Below are 18,520 nucleotides of genomic sequence, written 5' to 3'. Positions count from 1 at the left end.
GCAGCGGGGCAGCCGGCCCACCCCAACCGCACCCGGATATGCACCGGGCGCGAAAACGCCCGAAAAACCGGCCACCACGGGATCACGCATGGGGCCGGAACGGAGTAACGTACGTCACCGGAGAGGCCGCTCCCCCCGTGGCGGCCTCTCCCTTACTTTCCCGCCGGTTCCACCGGCGCACGGGCCGGCACCACCGGGTGGCGCAGCCCCGGGTGACCGGCCGGCAACGACCGGCGCACCACCACCCAGCTCACCGCGAGCACCGCCGCCACCAGCGGCCAGGACAACACGACCCGGGCCACCGTCAGCGCGACCACCTGACCGCCGAGCCACAGCGGCAGGAACACCGCCACCCGCAGCACGTAGGACGCCGCCCATGCCCAGCTGCCCCGGCCGTACGCGCGCAGCAGCGCCGGATCCCGCCGCCACCTGGTCCGCTGGCCGAGCGCGACGCCCACCACCGTCCCGAGCAGCGGCCAGCGCACCACGATGCTGACCACCCAGGCCAGCGCGCTCGCCGCGTTCGACAGCAGTTGGACGAGGAAGAAGTCCTCGGCGCGACCGGTGTGCAACGCGACGAGCGCGGCCACGCAGACGGCCAGCAGCCCGACCAGCACCGAACGCGGCCGGTCGCCCCGGTGCAGCCGCCAGCCGGCCAGCGCGGCGCCGGTGACCACGGCCGCGCCCACCCCGCCCCACAGCGAGTGCCCGCCGAGCAGCCAACCGAGGGCGAACGCCACCGGCGGCAGGCTGGCGTCGACCGCGCCCCGGCGCCCGCCGAGCAGGTCCGCGAGCGTCTCCGGCCGGTCCGTCGCGGCCGGCGCACCCTCCGGTGTACGCGTCACCGCACCCTCCTCACGTCCGCCACCAACCTAGCCGTAGCCGAGCGACAGGCCACCCGCCGACCGGGCCGTGCCTGCCGCTACGGTGTGCGGGTGCGAACGACGCCGAGGGGTTGGACCGCGGTCTGGTTGGTCGTCCTGGCGCTCGTCCAGGCGGCGGCCTTCATCGCTGTGTGGCGGGTCGCCGTGCACGTCGAGATCGGCCAGTGGGTCGACACCGTCGCCCTGACCGGCAACCGGATCGGGCAGGACCACATCGAGGAGCCGGTGAACCGGATCCTCAACGCCATGTCGGTCGTCTCGCTGCTGGCGGCGACCGCGGTGATCGGCTTCATCGCCCTGATCCGGGGCCGGATCGCCCTGGCCGTCACGGCCACCCTGCTGATCGCCGGCGCCAACGCCACCACCCAGTTGCTCAAGTACGGCCTGGCCCGGCCCGACTTCGGCATCGACCCCGAACGGATCTACGCCGGCAACAGCCTGCCCAGCGGGCACGCCACGGTCGCCGCCTCCGTCGCGGTGGCCCTGATGCTCGTCCTGCCGCGCAAGGTGCGGGTGCTTGGCGCCTTCCTCGGCGCCGGCTACGCCGCGATCGCCGGGGTGGCCACCCTCTCCGCCGGCTGGCACCGGCCCAGCGACGCGGTGGCCGCGTTCCTGGTGGTCGGGGTCTGGGCGGCGCTGGCCGGGCTGATGCTGCTGATCACCCAGCGGGAACAGGCGCAGGTGGAGTCGGCTGACGCCCACCGGGTCGCCGCGACGGTGCTCGGCGTCGGCGGCGTACTGGCGGTGGTGGCCTGCGGTTTCGCCCTCTCCTGGCTGGTCGACCTGCGCGCCACCCCGCCCAGCGAGCTGGCCCGCAGGCCCCTCCTCGTCGGCTACGCCGGCAGCGCCGCCGGGATCGTCGGCACGATGGGCGTGGTCATGGCGCTGGTGCTCGCCGCCGTGCACCGGCTGGTGCCCCGGGTCAAGGGCTGACCGCTCAGCGGGAGTAGGTGCCGACCATCGTCCCGCTCGCGGCGTCCCGCTCGACGAGCAGGCGGTGCACCTCGTCCGCCCGCGGCGTCTCGGGCAGCTCCAGCGGCCGGTCCAGCGCGTAGAGCCGGAAGAAGTACCGGTGGGGATCGTCGCCCTGGGGCGGGTGCGGGCCGCCCCACCCCGTGGTGCCGAAGTCGTTGGGCCACTCGCGGCCGCCCAGGGGCACGCCGCCCTCCGGAGCCCCGGCGGCGCTCGGCGCGATCCCCGTGACCAGCCAGTGCAGGAACGGCGTCCTCCCCGCGTCCGGGTCCTCGACGAGCAGGACCAGCTCGGCGGCGGACTCCGGCACCCGCTCCCACTCCAGCGGAGGCGAGACGTTGCCGCCCTCCTTCGAGAAGCGGCTCGGCAGCATGTCGTGGTCGTTGAACGCGGTGCTGCGCAGCATGATCCCGGCCATCCCTGGCGCTCCTCTCGTCGGCCCGGCCGCGCGTACCCGCCGGACGGGACCCGAAACGGCCGCGCCGGTGTGAGAGGGTCGGCGGGACGGGGGAGGGGACCATGGAGAGCGTACGGGCGGCGTTCCGGGACGAGTGCGAGCGGCTCGGCGAGGTGCTGCGCGGCGTCGACGAGGCGGATCTCGACCGTCCGACCGACTGCCGGCCGTGGACTGTACGCGAACTGCTGGCCCACGTACGCACCGGCGCGGGCCGGCTGGTCGACATGCTCGCCGAGCCCGCCCCGCCCCGCGCCGAGGTCGACGCCGCCGCCTACTACGGCGCCGCCAAGTTCACCCCGTCCGTGGACGCCGCCCGCGTCGACAGCGGCCGGCGGGAGGCCCGGGAACTCGACGGGCCGGCCCTGGTGGCCGACTTCGACCGGGCCTGGCGGGCCGCCCTCGACGCCGTCGACGCCGCACCGCCGGGTCGGGTGGTACGCACCCGGCACGGCGACGCGATGGCGCTCGCCGAGTTCCTGCGTACCCGCGTGGTGGAGGTCGGCGTGCACGGCCTGGACCTGGCGGCGGCGCTGGAGCGGCGGCCGTGGCTGACGCCGACGGCGGCGGAGGTCGTCGCCGACCTGCTCACCGGCGGGCGGGCGGTCCCGCCCGGGCTGGGCTGGGACCGGCTCACGCTGATCCGCAAGGCGACCGGCCGGGCCGGCCTCACGGACCGTGAGCGGGCCGTCGACGCCGCCGGCTTCCGCTGGCTCTCCTTCGGCGGCTGACCCGGGCGGACCCCGGGCCCGGCCCGGCGGGCGGGTCAGGCGTCGGCGCCGAGCGGGTCCGCCTCCGGGCGCGGGGCGGGCACGTGCGGGGCGGCCCTGCGCAGGTGGTCCAGCACGACCGGGTCGATCCGGCCGGGCACCAGGCGCTCCTCCAGGTTCTCCAGGCCGGCCCAGGAGAAGAGCGCCTCCTCCGGCCGCGCCGGGTCGACCGGGTGGCCGAGCGCGCCCAGCAGCGCGCCGACCTCGGCGGCGACCGCGCCCGTCAGGTCGAGCAGGGTGGCCGGGTCGGGCCGGCCGAAGAGCAGGGTGTGCACCGAGAGCAGCCGGCCCAGCTCGGTCACCGGATCGGGGTGGTCGTCGACCCGCAGGTCGACCAGCACGTCGCCGGTGCCGTCGTACCCGCCGCCGCGCTCGACCACCAGCAGCCCGGCGCTCTGCCGGCCGCGCCGGTCGCCGCCGGCCCGGTCCCCGGCGCGCAACGCGGCCAGCAGCCGGTCGGGGAACGGCAGCGCGGCCCCGCCCAGCCAGGCGTCCCGGACCGCGTCGATCACCTCCGGGCCGACCAGGATGTTGCCCTGCGCCGCCCAGCCGTCGCCGGCCTGACCGCCGGCCCAGGGATGGCAGCTCGGCCCGGTCCAGGTCGCGCCCACGCCGGTGGCGGCGACCACGCCGAGCTGGCGGTGGTCCCGGTCCGGGTCGGCGGCGACCAGCCCCGCCACCACGTCGGCCGCGGCCACCCCGGTGCGCAGCAGCGTCAGCCCCTGCGGGCGGTAGGCGAGGTTGACGTGCGCCTGGGTGGCGAGCGCGCCGACCTCGGCCTCGGCGGCCGGCACCAGCGCGCCGGCGGCCAGGAACCGGCTGGCCACCGCGACGCCGTGGTGGCGGCCGTCGGCGGAGCGGGCGACGAGCGAGAAGGTCACGCATGGAGAGTAGCTCCCTCCGCTGCGTGCATATCCCCAGGCTTCGATGGATGTGGGATCGTCGACGGGATCTTGCTCTGTGGCCCGGCGAGCGGGCACGATCGACCGATGACGACGCGATGGGGCATGACCGTGCCGCTGGACGGCATCCCGCTCGCCGAGCACGCCGCGATCTACGCGGCCCTCGACGGGGCCGGCTTCACCGACGTGTGGTCCTCGGAGGTCAACGGGGCAGATGCGTTCACCCCGCTGGCACTCGCCGCCGCCTGGCAGCCCCGGCTGCGCCTGGGCACCGCGATCACGCCGGTCTTCACCCGGGGCCCGGGCCTGCTGGCGATGAGCGCGGCGGCGCTGGCCGACGCCGCCCCGGGCCGGTTCGCGCTCGGCATCGGCGCGTCCTCGCCGGTCGTCGTGGGCAACTGGAACGCCGTGCCGTTCGAGGAGCCGTTCCGGCGCACCCGCGACGTGCTGCGGTTCCTGCGCGCGGCGCTGGCCGGGGAGACCGTCGACGAGGAGTACGACACCTTCGCCGTGCGCCGCTTCACCCTGGACCGCAAGCCGGCCGTGCCGCCGCCGGTGCTGCTCGCCGCGCTGCGCCCGGGGATGCTGCGGCTGGCCGGCGCCGAGGCCGACGGCGTCATCCTCAACTGGCTCGCCGCCACCGACGTGCCCCGGGCCCTCGCCGAGGTCGGCGAGCGGCGCCCCGGCTTCGAGGTGGTCGCGCGGATCTTCGTCTGCCCGACCGAGGACGCCGTGCACGCCCGCGCCCTGGGCCGCCGGCTGATCACCAGTTACCTCACCGTGCCGGCGTACGCCGAGTTCCACCGCTGGCTGGGCCGCCAGGAGGTGCTCGGGCCGATGTGGCGGGCCTGGGCCGCCGGGGACCGGCGCGGCGCGGGCGCGGCGGTGCCTGACGACGTGGTCGACGCGTTGGTGCTGCACGGCTCGCCGGAGCGCTGCCGCGAGCAGGTCCGCCGCTACGCCGACGCTGGCGTGGACGTACCGGTGCTGGCCCTGCTGCCCACCCCCGAGCTCGCTGCGGGTGGTGCGGCGGCGCTGGGGGACCTGATCGCGCGCCTGGGTGGGGGTGGGTCGCGGTGAACCTGACTGACCGCGTGGTGGTGATCACCGGTGGGGCCGGCGGGATCGGCTCGGCCCTGGCCCGTCGCTTCGCCGCCGAGGGTGCCGCCGCCGTGGTGGTGGCCGACCTCGACGCCGAGGCGGCCCGCGCGGTGGCCGAGGGCCTCGGCCCCGTCGCCCGCGCCGTCGGGCTGGACGTCACCGACGAGGAGCAGGTCCGCGCGCTGGTCGCCGACACCGAGCAGCGGTACGGGCGCATCGACCTGTTCTGCGCCAACGCGGGCGTCACCTCCGGCGGCGGGATGGAGGTCGACGACGCCGGTTGGGACCGCGCCTGGCGGGTCAACGTGCTCTCCCACGTCTACGCGGCCCGCGCGGTGCTGCCGGCGATGCTCGCCCGGGGCGGCGGCTACCTGCTGCACACCTGCTCGGCGGCGGGCGTGCTGACCTCGGTCGGCGACGCCCCGTACGCCACCACCAAGCACGCCGCCGTCGGCTTTGCCGAGTGGCTCTCCGTCACCTACCGCGACCAGGGCGTCCGGATCAGCGCGCTGTGCCCGCAGGGCGTGGACACGCCGATGCTCGCCGACGGGCTGGCCGCCGGTCACCTGGGCGCGCGGGTCGTGGCCGCCTCCGGCGCGGTGCTCACCGCCGACCAGGTCGCCGACGCGGCGGTCGCCGGCATCGCCGAGGAGCGCTTCCTGATCCTCCCGCACCCCGAGGTCGCCGACTACGCCCGCCGCAAGGCGGAGGACCCGGACGGCTGGCAGTCCGGCCTGCGCAAACTCGTCCGTCGGCTGAGGGCGTAGCCGCTGTCGTCGGGCAGGGTCGACCGGCGACAGCGGAGGTCCGACCGGGCCGGTTCCCGGCGGCGCGTGTGACCGAAGCGCGCGGCGCGCGTGGGCGTGGGCTCGGGCCGCGCCCGCCCGCGATTCGGACCAAACCTGCCCGCTGTCGGCGTCGAACCCGCCCGCTGTTGGCGTCGAACCGCAAGGACCAGGAGGCTCATGTCCCGCAGCAGTAGGTCGGTGGGGGTTCTCGTCGTCGACGACCAGGTGCTGATTCGCGCCGGTCTGGCCGCCCTGCTTCGGGCCGCCCCAGGGATGCGGGTGGTGGGTGAGGCCGCCGACGGCGCCGAGGCGGTGGTCGTGGCCGCCGCCACCCGGCCCCACGTGGTCCTGATGGACCTCCGGATGCCTGGCGTCGGCGGGATCGCGGCCACCCGTGAGATCATCGCCGCGGCCGGCGACGACCCGCCCCGCGTCCTCGTGCTGACCACGTTCGACACCGACGAGTACGTCTACGACGCGCTGCGTGCCGGGGCCAGCGGTTTCCTGCTCAAGGACACGCCCCCGGAGCGGCTGCTGGCCGCCGTCGCCACCGTGGCGCGCGGGGACATGCTCTTCACACCCCGCGTGGTCCACCGACTCGTCGAGTCGTTTGCCGCCTCCGCCGCGCCGCGGCCCGGTGCGCTGCCGGCGCTCGACGTCCTCACCGGACGGGAGCGGGAGGTGCTGCGGCTGGTCGGCACGGGCCTCGACAACTCGGAGATCGCCGGGCGCCTGGTGATCGCGGAGGCGACCGTCAAGACCCATCTGAACCGGACCATGGCCAAGCTCGACCTGGCCAGCCGGGCGCAGGCGGTGGTCCTGGCGTACGAGTCCGGTCTGGTCCGGCCAGGTGAGAGGGGGTTCACCAATCCGCCATAGATGCATGGGTGTCCTGGAGTTCCTGGACCGGACGTGACAGCAGGCAGGCTAGGCGGGCCGGGCCGGAGGCGACGGCCGCCGACCGGTGACCCCCGGCTCGTGCCTGCCGGGTGGGACGACCCCGACGGGCAGGCTGAGGGTGACGGTGAAGCCGCCGCCCGGGGCGGTGCCGGCGTGCAGGCTTCCGCCGTACAGTCGTGCCCGCTCGCGCATGCCGGCGAGACCGTGGCCGTGCGCCGGCCCGTCAGGAGCGCCGGGGCCGTCGTCGGCGACCCGGATGGTCAGCCGCTCCGGCTGGCCGTAGTCGAGCGTGACGTTCGCCCGGGCCCCGCGCGCGTGCTTCAGGACGTTCGTCAACGACTCCTGCGCCACCCGGTACGCGCAGAGGTCCGTCCCCGGTGGCAGTGGGCGGGGCGAACCCACGACCACCACCGTGACCTGGACGCCGGCGGCCCTGATCCGCTCGACGAGTTCGTCGAGCCGACCCAGCCCCGGTGCGGGGTCGCGGCCGTCGCCCTCGCCTCGCGGGTCGGCGTCGGACACCCGGAGCAGGGCGAGCATCCGGCGCATCTCCTCCAGCGCTTCGTGGCTGCTGTCGGCGATGGTGTCCAGCGCCGCGCCCACCGTCGCCGGATCGGTGGCGAGGACGTACCGGGCCAGGCCGGCCTGCACCGAGATCACCGACATGTGGTGGGCGACCACGTCGTGCAGCTCGCGGGCGATACGTATCCGTTCCGCCATGACCGCGCTGCGGGCCCGGGCCTCCCGCTCCCGGCGCAGTTCCTCCGCCAGGGCGAGCAGTCGCCGGTTGCGGTCGGCCAGCCGTCGGGCCCCGGCCCCGAACAGCCAGGCCACCAGGGTCGCCACCAGCGCCTGGGCGAGCGCCGTCCACAGCGTGTAGACCTCGACCACCATGCCGCTGTAGAAGGTCACCCCGGCCGTGGCCGCGGCCCCCGGCAGGGCGGTGCGGGTGGGACGCGTCGCGGCCACGGTGTACATCGCGAGCAGCGGCCCGAACAGGTTCAGGCTGGGCACGTAGCCGAGGGTGAGAAACCACGCCACCACGGTGCAGCAGGTCAGCAGGACGGTCACCGGGGCGCGGCGGCGTGCCGCGAGCGGGATGTTGGCCAGGCAGGTCAGGACCAGGGCCGTGCCGTCGAACTCGCGGAAGCCGGGCAGTTGGTAGTCGCGCCCCATCCAGGCGGTGACCGCCACGATGCCGGTGGCGACCGCCGCGTCGACGACCGTCGCGGGCACGTCGTGCAGTCGTTGCCGGAGCCGCTCGCGGTGTGGCACCGGTAGATCCTAAGTGGTCGGTGCGAGGTCGAGCGGTGGCGATGAGGGCCGGTGTCCCGCGGATGGTGCCGTACAACCGCTGCGGTAGTCAGCCGATCCGGATACCGCAGCGGTCGTGGTAGGGGATCAACCAACGGGACGATGTGGACGGACGCCGTGCGAATTAACGTCTCAGGTGCAAGCCAACCACTAAAGGGAGTACGAATTGAAGAAGCGTCGTTTCGCCGCCGCCCTCTTGGGAATTTCCGCTCTGGTCGGTACGGTCGTGATTTCTCCGGCCCCGGCCCAGGCAGCCACCGAATGGTCGATGAGCAACACGAGCGCGGATGTCTCCGGCGCCTGGGTGCACGGTAGTTGGTGGTGGGGTGACAACGGCCGACTGTACGTCAAGGTGCAGGTCAAGGACACCGTGGCGAACGACCGCAACGCGAAGGCGCGGCTCGCGGCCTACTACCGGGACGGTGGAACGCGCTACGAGGAACTCGCCAACGACAACGGCACGAACTCGACGGTCACCAGGACCTACAACTTTGCCTCGAATGTTACGCGGGTCGAGATCAAAGAATGCACCGACAATTCCCTGAGCGCCAACATCTGTGGAAGCTACAGCACGATCTTCTATCGTTCCTGAACGACCGGCGCAGGCGGCGGCACCCGCACGGATCCGGCGCGGCGACAGGTGGCGGGCCCGGCCACTGTCGCCGCGCCGTGGTGCGCCTGACCGCGCGGGCCAAACCCCGGTCCCGGCCGCAGCCGGGACCGGGGCGACGTCGTGGAACGCCGCTCACAACTGGACGATCTGACCCACACGTGGCGGCGTCCGGCCGGCGAGCGTCTCCGACCAGGCACGTCGCAGGGCGTCGTGGCCGGCGTCGACCCAGAGGTCGAGCCACCCGCTCACAACCCCGGTGAACCGCTGCCAGGCGTCGGTGAACCGCTGGTCGAGCCCGTCGCGGCCCCAGTCCTGGCGGCGTTTGCGCATCTGCACCGGGGCGAAGAACACCTCCTCAGCGGCGTCGGCGTTCGGCGTCTAAGTGGTGAGCCCGACCGCGATTTCCGCGACCAGGGCGTCCGGATCAGCGCGCTGTGCCCGCAGGGCGTGGACACGCCGATGCTCGCCGACGGGCTGGCCGCCGGTCACCTGGGCGCGCGGGTCGTGGCCGCCTCCGGCGCGGTGCTCACCGCCGACCAGGTCGCCGACGCGGCGGTCGCCGGCATCGCCGAGGAGCGCTTCCTGATCCTCCCGCACCCCGAGGTCGCCGACTACGCCCGCCGCAAGGCGGAGGACCCGGACGGCTGGCAGTCCGGCCTGCGCAAACTCGTCCGCCGCCTGCGATCCTGAACCCGGCCGCGCGGATGCGGTTCGCCGCCGCATCGCGTGCGGGGCGCGGCCACGTGGCGCTAGAAGCTGCTGACGAGCTTGACGAAAGCGTCGTCGATCTTCGCCGGGTCGCGGGCGTCGAACGCCTTGCCCGCGGACGCCTTGGCGATCTGGTCCAACTTCCCGAAGTCGGACTTCTCGTCGAAGGCGATGCAGAAGATCTTGATCGGTCGTTCCGGATCCAACGCGACATCCTTCAGCAGCCGGCCGAGGTTGTTGTCCTTGGTGTACTCGTTCGTGCCGTCGGTCAGCACGACCACCGCGTTGATCCGGGACTGGTCGTAGTGATCGAGCATGTGCCGGTGTGCCGCCCGTACGGTGGCGTACAGCGCGGTGCCGCCCTCAACGTGGAGATTGTTGAGCTCCTTGGTGAGCGCCTTCTGGTTGAAGGGTGACAGCCGGACCTCCTCGCTGTACGGCGACTTCGGCCGCTGCGGGGTCTCGGACGAGAACGACCAGAGCGCGACCTTGTCCTCGGAGTTCAGCAGGCCGAAGCCCTTGGCGGCGGCCCTGGTCGCCACCTGGAACCTGGTCTGGTCACCGATCTTCGCGTTCATCGAACCGGACGTGTCGACGGCCACGAGGATGTTGGCCTTCTTCCGCAGCGTGCCCCAGCCGGTGAGGATCGCCTTGACCACGGCGGGATCCGGCGGGTCGAAGTAGGTGAGGTTCTCGGCCCTCCGCCCGCCGACGGCGGCGATCAACGGGCCGGCCGCGTTCCGCTCGTGGTCGCGGAACCCGTGCCGGCTGAAGCTCTGCTGCTGCGGCGGCTCCTGCAGGAACTTCAGGAAGTCGGCGGCGGCGTCACGCTGCTCCGGGCTGGCCGAGGGGAGCACCACGTACGGGTGGTCGAGGTTGAACGTGCCTTCCTTGGGATACAGCGCGACCAGCGGGACCCTCGGCTTCTTGCCCGGGGTCGGGCTCAGCTTCCCCTCGTTGTACTGGTAGACCAGCTCCTCCTGCGTCACCACCGCGCTCATGTCCGTCGGGGCCGCCGTGTCGGCGCTGGACAGGTCCGCCTCGGCGCGGTCCTTCAACAGGTCCACGATGTCGTCGCTGTAGTGGGACACGTTGGCCTCGATGCGGCGCACGAACTGGGTCACCGCCGGATTCGCGACGTCGCTCTCGGTCAGGTCGCTGGCCCGGTTGATGGCCGCGTAGTAGCTCGCGATCGTGGCCGCCAGCCCGGAGGTGGACAGGTTCGGGTTGACCTTGCCGAAGCTGAACCGCCCCCAGTCGGGGCGGCCGAAGGTGGCCCAGCCCGTGCGCCCGGACGAGCCGAGGACCTCACCCCAGCCGAGTGGGCCCTGTTGCTGGAGGTGCTTTCCCTTCGACTGGGGCATGGCGATCACCAGCGGGCTGTTCGCGATCGACGGGTACCGGCCGGGGGTCTGCGCCGGGCGTCCGGCGGCCTCGTCCAGCAACTTCAACTGCCCGGTCCACAGGCTCGACGTCGGCAACCACACCTGCGGCCGTGGCAGGTCGGGCTGCTCGGCCGCCCAGTCGCCGGCCAGCGCGTCCGTCGAGGCACCGGAGGCGAGGCCGTGCACGGTCACCACGGCGCACCGGTCGCCGACTCGCCGATCGCTCTTGTTGTAGCGTTCCGCCAGCTCGCCGAGCAGTACGTCCTTCTCGATCGACGCGCTGACCTCCAGCGGCGTGCACACGGCGTCCGCCGCCGGCCGGGCGATCAGGTAGGCCGCCGCGATGACCGCGGATCCGGCCACGATGGCCACGGCGTACGGCAGCCACGGCCGGGCAGTCGGTCGACCTGAAACCATCGGTTCCCTCCAGAGGTGCGGCGGTGGCGTCGGCGATGGCCTGCCGGGTTGACCGCTCCCCGGTAGCCGTGTCCGTCCCTGCCCGGGTGGACGGCGCCCCGGCCGCCCACGCCCGGCCGCCCGATGAGCTGGCAGGGCCCCGCCGTGCGCGGATCACACGAACCCGGCGGCGTGCCCGGCATCGCTGCCCCTTCGGCCCAGCCATTGTGACTCCACCGGAACCTTGACGAGCCGCGCCGAGGCGACGGACGACAGAGGTATGGTGTCACGGCCCGCCAGCCCGAAAGCCACTCGCCTCCGGCGTGTCGTGCCGTCTCGGCGGTTCGACGGACGGCGATGTCGGGGACGGCACGGCCCGCAGGTCCGGCCTGTCGCGTCCCGCACCCTCCATTCAGGAGCGGTACGCGGCCCAGGGGGCTGTGCCGCACCCGGGGCGGGAGCGGCGGCAGCGATGACGGTGGACCCCTCGCCCAGAAAAGCGGTGAGTGGCTTGTCTGCCCGCAGCCCGTCCGGGGCCGGGACACCGCTCACAACTGGACGATCTGACCCACACGCGGCGGCGTCCGGCCGGCGAGGACCTCCGACCAGGCGCGCTCCAGGGCGTCGGGCCCGGATCCGGTCCGGACGTCGAGCCATTCGCCCACGACCCCGGTGAACCGTTGCCAGGCGTCGGTGAACCGCTGGTCGAGCCCGTCGCGGCCCCAGTCCTGGCGGCGCTTGCGCATCTGCACCGGGGCGAAGAACACCTCTCCGGCGGCGTCGGCGTTCGGGATCTGGGTGGTGAGTCCGACCGCGACGTCGCGCACGAGCCGGTCGCCGAGGTGCTCCCGCAGCGCGGCCCGGGTGGCGGGCGCGCCGGACAGGTCGAGGTAGGCGGTCGGTACGGCGTCGAGGGCGTGGATGTCGTCGTAGGAGACGACGTCGTCGTAGCACCCGAGCGACCGGGTGAACGCGAGGTTGCCGGGTGAGGTGAGCCCGACCAGGCGCGGGCCCCGGCCGTGCAGCTCGAAGGCGGCGGCGTACGCGGTCTTGCTCGATGCCGACGACAGCACCAGTGACTGCGCCCCGTAGAAGTCGTTGTCGACGACCTGGTCGGCCAGCATGAAGGAGGTGAAGAACAGCGGCCGGAACAGGACCAGCAGGTCCTCCTGGTCTTCCCGGTACGCCGGGTCGCCGGTGGTCGCCCGGTACACGTTGTACGGCGAGGGCAGGTCGGCCCGGTGCGCGCTCGCGTCGCGGAATCCGGAGGCGTCCACCCGGTCCGGCCGCACCACCAGGTGACCCGCCGGCGGGAGGTAGCCGTAGACCCGCTGCCCCGCCGCGACCCCCTCGACCGTGGACTCGACCACCTCGGCGAAGCCCCACAGCGGCGGGAGTCCCCACTGCGGGCCGAGCCCACGGGGGCCGGGCGGGAAGAACTCCCAGTACCGCATCGAGTCGCCGAGCACCGCGTAGGTGACGTTGTTGGCGGTCAGGCCGACGCGGTCCACTCGCAACAGTGCCTCGCCGTCGGCGAGGGTGGGCGTCGTGCCTTCGACGAGGGTGGTCCGGCTCAGGTCGTCACGGGCAACGGCGAAGGTCCAGGAAGCAGGCATGATGCGACGCTAGGCAGCCCCGGAGGCCGAGACAAGTGCACTGCGAGTGCAAAATCCCACTCGCGGTCCGAATGGACGTGGCGACCGGCCGCACGAAGGTGCCGCACCTGTGGCCGGTAGCGGGGATGCGTCGTGACCGCGCGGGCAATCAGGGCGCCGGAACCCATTCCTGCCAGACTCCGACGTCACGGAACCCGAGCCCCCGGTAGAGCCGCAATCCGGCCGGGGTGGACTGCAGGGTCGCGTACCTCTCGCCCCGGTACCGTGCGTCCAGCAGCGCTCGCGTCATGACGGCCCGGCCGAGGCCGCGCCGCTGGAACTCCTCACGGGTAGTGACGAACGAGATGTTCGCTACGGCACCGGTCGTCATCGTGATCGCCCAGGACTCCCACCGCTCGGTCGCATGGCCGTAGGTGTGCGGAAGGTCCGCGAGCATCGACCGGCCCACACCGCTGTGCTGCGCCACGTCACCCGGCGCCACCGCCACCACGGGCACAGCAGGTGGTCGATCCCAGCCGGCAAGCTCAAGCACCATCGGCACCGTGCACTCGTTGCGCCGATACCCCACTACTTCGAGGCCGTCGCCGGGCTGCCGCACCCATACCGCATGGTGACGCTCGCCGAACACCTTTCGGATCCGGTCGAGCCCCCTCGGCGAGCGCAACAGTGCGTTACACAGGGCCGGATGCGAATGCGACATGGTCACCGCGTCCTGATCGTCGACGACCTCGCCTTCCGGATCCACCGAGGCGAGCAGTCGCCATGAGGCGATCAGCGAGTTCTCGTGCAAGGTGAACAGACCGTCGAGCACGCCGAGACCGTACCAGCGGACATTGGTCCCGACATGACGGTCTGACAGGGCGCCCCATGGATGTGGTGGTGGCACCGGCGGCCACCGTTGTGCACGGAATCATGCGACGTAGACGCGTCGCAGCCGCTGGCGCCGCAGGAGTGTCGTCGCGGGTGATCAGCGGGGCCCGGCGGACGGCGCCACGTCGCGGAGGGGGCCTAGCGGCGCCAGCGGAGGGGACCGGGGCGCACGGACCAGAGGAGCCGGCGCCACCAGGGGCGGGCGGCGCGCAGCGTGGCGACGTAGTCATGGGCCGTCGTGGTGGCCCGCGCGGCCTGCTCCGCAGTGGTCGTGCCCGGGGCGAACGCCGTCTGGTTGAGCAGCCCCGCCAGCTCGTCCACCCGGGCGTCCAGGTCGCCGGCAGCCGTCATGGTGCCCGTCGGTCCGGTGCCTCCCGGTCCGGGGCCGCTCAGGGCGGTGCCTCCCGGGGCGGTGCCGGCGGGACCGGGGGAGGGGCCGGCCGTCGTCGGGGCGTGCCCGGACCGCCTCGCGCGGGCATCGGCGACGGCCCGGCGGGCGTGGGCGGCGACCTCGGAGGCGGAGAGATTCCCGCCGACCGGGTGCCCGGACAGCCGCAGCGCGTCGGTCACCTCCCGCCAGGCGCCGGCGATCCGCTGGCCGGGGTCGCCCCGCTCCAGCCGCGCCCGGGTCAGCGCCCGGCGCATCAGCAGCAGCGCGAGCAGCGCGACCACGACCAGCAGCAGCACGCCGCCCGTCCCGCCGCCGACCAGCAGCGCCGTCGACGGTCCACCGGAGCCGGCCCGCCCGCCCGGCGCGGCGGCCGGTTCCGGCGACACGGTCGGCTCGACCGTGGGCTCCGGCACCTCCGACGGGGGCGGCTCCTCCGGCGCGGGGCGGAAGTCCTCCTCCACCGGGCGCGGCTCCTCGTCGGGCCTGGGCAGCGGGTCGAACGGCACCCAGCCCAGCCCCTCGAAGAGCACCTCCGGCCAGGCGTACGCGTCGCCGGCCCGGACCGGACCGTCGCCGGCGGCACGGAAGCCCACCACCACCCGGGTCGGCAGCCCCGTCAGCCGGCCCAGCACGGCGAACGCCGCCGCGAACTGCTCGGAGGTGCCCCGCTGCCCGCCGGCGTTGCGGGGGCCGAAGAGGAAGAAGTTCAGGTTCGGGTACGCGTGCCCGCTGGGCGCGTCCGCGACGAGGCGGTAGTGCTCGGCGAGGAACTGCTCCACGGCGGCGGCCCGCGCGTACGGGGCGCCGTTGGACTCGGCCAGCTGGGCGGCGAGCCGGCGCAACGGTTCCGGCACCCCGTCGGCGACCCGCAACACCCGGGCCACCTCCTCGCCGGCCGGCACGTCCGCCGTGGCGAGCAGGTTGGAGTCGGGCGTCTCCAGCGCCGACGTCACGTCGTAGCGCAGCCCCGGGGTCAGGCCCTCCGGGCGGATCAGCGTCCCGGTCGTCGGGTCGTACGCCACCCGGGCGCCGGTGACCTGGCGTGGGGTGGCGACGGCGGGCAGCAGCCGGCCGCTCAGCCCGGCGACGGTGATCTCCTGCCGTACCGTCTCCACGGTGCTGTCGGCCGCCGGCGCCGTCACGGGCAGGATCCGCCCCGCGTTGCGGTACGTGGCGCCGACCCGCCAGGTCACGCCGTCGTAGTCGCTGAGCACCGCCAGCCGGATCGGCACCGGGCGTGCGGCGGCGCCCGGCCCGGGGGCGGCCCCCGGCTCCTCGGCCGGCGCGGAATCCGGCGGGCCCGACCGTTGCGTACGCACGTCGAGCAGCTGCTGGCCCGGGTTCAGCGCCCAGCCGGAGATCCGGATGAGCGGGTTCTCGTCGAGGGTCTCCACCTGCGGCGGCTCGACGTACCGCCGGGGGTCCACCGGCCGGCCGTCGACCTGGCCGGCGAGCAGCGGACCGAGCAGCGCGACGAGGCCGACGACCACCGCGAGGCCGGCGGCGGAGGCGGCGGCGAGCCGGGCCCGGACGGCCGCGCGGACCGCCGGGGCCAGCCCGGCGGCCGCGTCGGCGCCGGCCGCCCCGCGCGGCGGCACCGCCAGCCCGAGCACCGCCACGGCCACGAGGGCCAGCGTCGGCCCGATCGCGGGATCGGCGTTCGGGCCGACCACGTAGAGCGCGGCGGCGTAGAGCAGCACCGGCGGCAGGTAGCCGAGCAGCACCCGACCCGCCCGCATCGCGACCTCCGCCCCGGCGAGACCGGCCAGCCACGCGGCGACCAGCGGCACCAGCACCGTGTCGGGGGTCGGCTCCACCGGGATCATCGCCGTCAGCAGCCGGGGGATGCCGTTCGCGGCGGCGTCGGCGGTCACCTCGGCCAGGCCCCCGGGCAGCTCGGCGCGGGTCGCGGTGAGCCGCAGCGACCAGGCCGTCCAGCCCGCCATCGCGAGCACCGACACGGGTGCGACCAGCCACGAGGGCAGCCGGCGGGCGGCCACGCTGACCAGCACCGAGCCGACCGCCGCCCCGAGCACCAGCCAGGTCAGCAGCGGGCCGGCATAGACCCGGCCGAGTACCGCGCCGGCCAGGCCGATCATCGCGATCAGCGCCAGCGGCACCGGGACGGCCCGCAGCGCCCGCGCCACCCGGGCGACCCCACCGCCGCCGGCCGACCCGGGGTCGCCAGCTCCGCCGCCGACCCCGGACGGCCCGGCGGCGTCCGTCGCGGCGCCGCCGGTGCCCCGCCCCGCCTGACCGTCGGGACCGCCGCTGGCCACCGTCACCACCTGCGCACCCCGTCCCACTCGGCGGCGAACGCCGCCCCGTCCGCGGCGTCGATCACCACCAGGCCGGCCGCGCCCGACGGCGCCGGCTCCGCCGCCCCGAAGACCCCCACCACCACCGACGGGTACGCGGCCCGCAGCGCGCCCACCGTCCCCAGGTCGTCCCGGCCGCCCGGCCCGGTGAGGAAGACCAGCGTGTCGCCGAGCCGTTCCCGCCGCAGCCGGGTGGTGGCGGGCTGAAGGTCACCCCCGTCGGCGAGCTCCGCCGCCGCGAGCCGGTCCAGCGGCCCCTGCGCCGCCGCGTCACCGCCCGCCGACTCCGGCGCGACCAGCAGCAGCACCACCGGCAGATCCTCGCGGTACGCGGCCACCAGCACCGAGGCGGCGGCCTCACACGCCGACTCGAACGACTCGGCCACCCCGTCCAGACGCTCCGGGTGGGCCGCCGCCCGGTTGTCCAGCAGCACCACGATCCGGGGCAGGCTGGTGTCCACGTTCTCCCGCACCATCAGCTCACCTACCCGGGCGCTGGTCCGCCAGTGCACCCGGCGCAACTCGTCACCGACCACGTACTCGCGTAGCGAGTCGAAGGTGATCGAGCCGTGCGGCACCTTGTCCACCCGGCCGTCCAGGCTGCGCCCCGCCCCCGTGGGCACCGCGTTCAGCGGGTGCACGCGCGGGTGCACCCAGACCGGCACCGTGCCGCCGTACGGGCGGGCCAGCGCCACCAGGCCGAGGGGGTCGCGCCGGGTCACCCGCAGCGGCCCCACCGGCACCACGCCCCGGCGGGCGGTCGGCACCTCGTAACGGACCGTGGTGTCCCGGCCCGGTCGCAGCCGCAGCAGCGGCACCGGAACCGCCCGGTCCCCGCACCGGTCCTCGGCCACCAGGCTCGCCGCCCGCAGCCGCCCCGCGTTGCGCACCGTCAGGGTCATCGCCGCCGGCTCGCCGCGCGCCACCCGGTCCGGGTCGGCGCTGCGGGTCACCTCAAGGCGGGGCCGCCACGCCGCGCTCAGCACGGCGTACCCGACGGCGATGCCGGCCGCCGCCCCGAGCAGCGTCAACTCCGGGTACGCGAAGCGGAATCCGACGCCCAGCAGCACGACGGCGGCGACGAGCAGCCCGACACACCGGGCGGTGAGCGCGGACACCGGCGTCGCCGGTCAGCCCTGGACCGGGGCCGGCTGGCCCGAGGGGAGCGGCACCGGAACCGAGGCGACCGCCTGGCGCAGCACCTCGGCGGCGGTCACCCCGCGCACCTGCGCGTCGGGGGTGAGCAGCAGCCGGTGCGCGAAGACCGGCTCGGCCAGGGTCTTCAGGTCCTCCGGCATGATCCAGCCCCGCCCGTCGATCAGCGCGTACGCGCACGCCGCCCTCGTCAGCGCGATCACGCCCCGGGGACTGACGCCGACCCGCACCTGCGGGTGGGTGCGGGTGGCCGCAGCCAGCCGCACCGCGTACGCGTAGAGCGGCTCGGCGATGTGCACCCGGCGGGCCATGCGGACCATCTCCCCGACGGTGGCCGTGTCGGTGACCGCCGTCAGCGCCTCGGGGGAGCGGACCGTCGCCCCGCGCAGCACCTCCACCTCGACCGCCTCGTCGGGGTAGCCGACGGAGAGCTTCACCAGGAAGCGGTCGAGCTGGGCCTCCGGCAGCCGGTACGTGCCGTCCATCTCCACCGGGTTCTGGGTGGCCACCACCAGGAACGGCTGCGGCACCGGGTGCCGGACGCCGTCGACGGTGACGGTGCGCTCCTCCATCACCTCCAGCAGCGCCGACTGGGTCTTCGGTGACGCCCGGTTGATCTCGTCGGCGATGACGATGTTGGCGAAGACCGGGCCCGGGTGGAACTCGAAGCCCCGGGTGGCCTGGTTGAAGATCGTCACCCCGGACACGTCGGAGGGGAGCAGGTCAGGGGTGAACTGGATGCGCCGCCACTGCCCCTTCACGGTCGCCGCGACGGCCCGGGCCAGGGTGGTCTTGCCGACCCCCGGCACGTCCTCCAGCAGCACGTGCCCCTGGGCGAAGAGCGCGGTCAGCGCCAGCCGGACCACCTGGGGCTTGCCCAGCACCACCGCGTTGACGTTCTCGGCCAGCCGGGCGACGAGGGCGGCGAAGCCCTGCACCTCCGGCTGGGTGAGCGGTTCTGGGGTGTTCACGCGGGTGGTGCT

17 protein-coding genes and 1 pseudogene are annotated in these 18,520 nt (G+C 74.5%); 7 read left to right on the top strand and 11 right to left on the bottom strand.

Annotated elements, in window-relative coordinates:
• Positions 1-152: 152 nt before the first annotated feature.
• Complete coding sequence (locus OG989_RS27990) at positions 153-845, bottom strand: DUF3159 domain-containing protein (RefSeq protein ID WP_327028974.1); 693 nt, start codon at positions 843-845, stop codon at positions 153-155.
• An 84-nt stretch (positions 846-929) separates the two neighbouring features.
• Here OG989_RS27990 and OG989_RS27985 point away from each other — a divergent pair, with 84 nt between their 5' ends.
• Positions 930-1,817, top strand: coding sequence for a phosphatase PAP2 family protein (locus tag OG989_RS27985; RefSeq protein WP_327028973.1), 888 nt, complete (start codon positions 930-932; stop codon positions 1,815-1,817).
• A 4-nt stretch (positions 1,818-1,821) separates the two neighbouring features.
• Here the strand turns inward: OG989_RS27985 and OG989_RS27980 are convergent, their stop codons facing one another.
• Entirely contained in the window at positions 1,822-2,274 is a 453-nt protein-coding gene (locus OG989_RS27980; protein WP_327028972.1) for a YbhB/YbcL family Raf kinase inhibitor-like protein, read from the bottom strand.
• Positions 2,275-2,375: 101 nt separating this feature from the next.
• Between OG989_RS27980 and OG989_RS27975 the strand changes: the two genes are divergently transcribed.
• The gene (locus tag OG989_RS27975) at positions 2,376-3,041 is read left to right on the top strand and encodes a maleylpyruvate isomerase N-terminal domain-containing protein (protein ID WP_327028971.1); all 666 of its coding nucleotides are present in this window, start codon (positions 2,376-2,378) and stop codon (positions 3,039-3,041) included.
• A 35-nt stretch (positions 3,042-3,076) separates the two neighbouring features.
• Here the strand turns inward: OG989_RS27975 and OG989_RS27970 are convergent, their stop codons facing one another.
• Positions 3,077-3,961: a DUF1028 domain-containing protein gene (locus OG989_RS27970; protein ID WP_327028970.1), complete on the bottom strand. Its 885-nt coding sequence runs from the start codon at positions 3,959-3,961 to the stop codon at positions 3,077-3,079.
• Between the two features lie 126 nt (positions 3,962-4,087).
• Here OG989_RS27970 and OG989_RS27965 point away from each other — a divergent pair, with 126 nt between their 5' ends.
• The 3 genes from OG989_RS27965 (at position 4,088) to OG989_RS27955 (ending at position 6,750) form a co-directional block, all read left to right on the top strand.
• Positions 4,088-5,062, top strand: a complete 975-nt coding sequence (locus tag OG989_RS27965) for an LLM class F420-dependent oxidoreductase (protein ID WP_327031248.1) — start codon at positions 4,088-4,090, stop codon at positions 5,060-5,062.
• Positions 5,059-5,850, top strand: coding sequence for an SDR family oxidoreductase (locus OG989_RS27960; protein WP_327028969.1), 792 nt, complete (start codon positions 5,059-5,061; stop codon positions 5,848-5,850). The genes OG989_RS27965 and OG989_RS27960 overlap by 4 nt, the downstream gene beginning before the upstream one ends.
• A gap of 198 nt (positions 5,851-6,048) precedes the next feature.
• Complete coding sequence (locus OG989_RS27955) at positions 6,049-6,750, top strand: response regulator transcription factor (RefSeq protein WP_327028968.1); 702 nt, start codon at positions 6,049-6,051, stop codon at positions 6,748-6,750.
• A 48-nt stretch (positions 6,751-6,798) separates the two neighbouring features.
• Here the strand turns inward: OG989_RS27955 and OG989_RS27950 are convergent, their stop codons facing one another.
• Positions 6,799-8,046 carry a sensor histidine kinase gene (locus tag OG989_RS27950; protein WP_327028967.1) on the bottom strand — a complete coding sequence of 416 codons (1,248 nt, stop codon included), beginning with the start codon at positions 8,044-8,046 and terminating at the stop codon, positions 6,799-6,801.
• A 205-nt stretch (positions 8,047-8,251) separates the two neighbouring features.
• Between OG989_RS27950 and OG989_RS27945 the strand changes: the two genes are divergently transcribed.
• Positions 8,252-8,677: a hypothetical protein gene (locus tag OG989_RS27945; protein WP_151456878.1), complete on the top strand. Its 426-nt coding sequence runs from the start codon at positions 8,252-8,254 to the stop codon at positions 8,675-8,677.
• A gap of 153 nt (positions 8,678-8,830) precedes the next feature.
• Here the strand turns inward: OG989_RS27945 and OG989_RS27940 are convergent, their stop codons facing one another.
• Positions 8,831-9,049 carry a DUF2855 family protein gene (locus OG989_RS27940; RefSeq protein WP_225852446.1) on the bottom strand — a complete coding sequence of 73 codons (219 nt, stop codon included), beginning with the start codon at positions 9,047-9,049 and terminating at the stop codon, positions 8,831-8,833.
• 51 nt (positions 9,050-9,100) lie between these two features.
• Between OG989_RS27940 and OG989_RS27935 the strand changes: the two are divergent.
• Positions 9,101-9,388 (top strand): annotated as a pseudogene (locus tag OG989_RS27935) (dehydrogenase); the annotation flags it as partial.
• 59 nt (positions 9,389-9,447) lie between these two features.
• On the opposite strand, the gene OG989_RS27930 reads toward OG989_RS27935, so the two are convergent.
• From OG989_RS27930 to OG989_RS27905, 6 genes are all read right to left on the bottom strand, one after another.
• Entirely contained in the window at positions 9,448-11,208 is a 1,761-nt protein-coding gene (locus tag OG989_RS27930) for a substrate-binding and vWA domain-containing protein (protein ID WP_327028966.1), read from the bottom strand.
• Between the two features lie 527 nt (positions 11,209-11,735).
• Positions 11,736-12,803, bottom strand: a complete 1,068-nt coding sequence (locus tag OG989_RS27925; protein ID WP_327028965.1) for a DUF2855 family protein — start codon at positions 12,801-12,803, stop codon at positions 11,736-11,738.
• Positions 12,804-12,951: 148 nt separating this feature from the next.
• Positions 12,952-13,614, bottom strand: a complete 663-nt coding sequence (locus OG989_RS27920; RefSeq protein WP_151456881.1) for a GNAT family N-acetyltransferase — start codon at positions 13,612-13,614, stop codon at positions 12,952-12,954.
• A gap of 197 nt (positions 13,615-13,811) precedes the next feature.
• The gene (locus OG989_RS27915) at positions 13,812-16,211 is read right to left on the bottom strand and encodes a DUF3488 and transglutaminase-like domain-containing protein (RefSeq protein ID WP_327031247.1); all 2,400 of its coding nucleotides are present in this window, start codon (positions 16,209-16,211) and stop codon (positions 13,812-13,814) included.
• 134 nt (positions 16,212-16,345) lie between these two features.
• Positions 16,346-17,500: a DUF58 domain-containing protein gene (locus tag OG989_RS27910; RefSeq protein ID WP_327028964.1), complete on the bottom strand. Its 1,155-nt coding sequence runs from the start codon at positions 17,498-17,500 to the stop codon at positions 16,346-16,348.
• Positions 17,501-17,512: 12 nt separating this feature from the next.
• On the bottom strand, positions 17,513-18,508 hold the full coding sequence (locus OG989_RS27905) for an AAA family ATPase (protein ID WP_151457674.1): 996 nt from the start codon (positions 18,506-18,508) through the stop codon (positions 17,513-17,515).
• Between the last annotated feature and the right edge of the window lie 12 nt (positions 18,509-18,520).

Origin of the sequence: Micromonospora sp. NBC_01740, assembly GCF_035920365.1 — a bacterium.
Classification (GTDB): domain Bacteria; phylum Actinomycetota; class Actinomycetes; order Mycobacteriales; family Micromonosporaceae; genus Micromonospora; species Micromonospora reichwaldensis.
The sequence above is the reverse complement of the archived record's forward strand: the minus strand, read 5'-3'. Positions and strand labels throughout refer to the sequence as shown.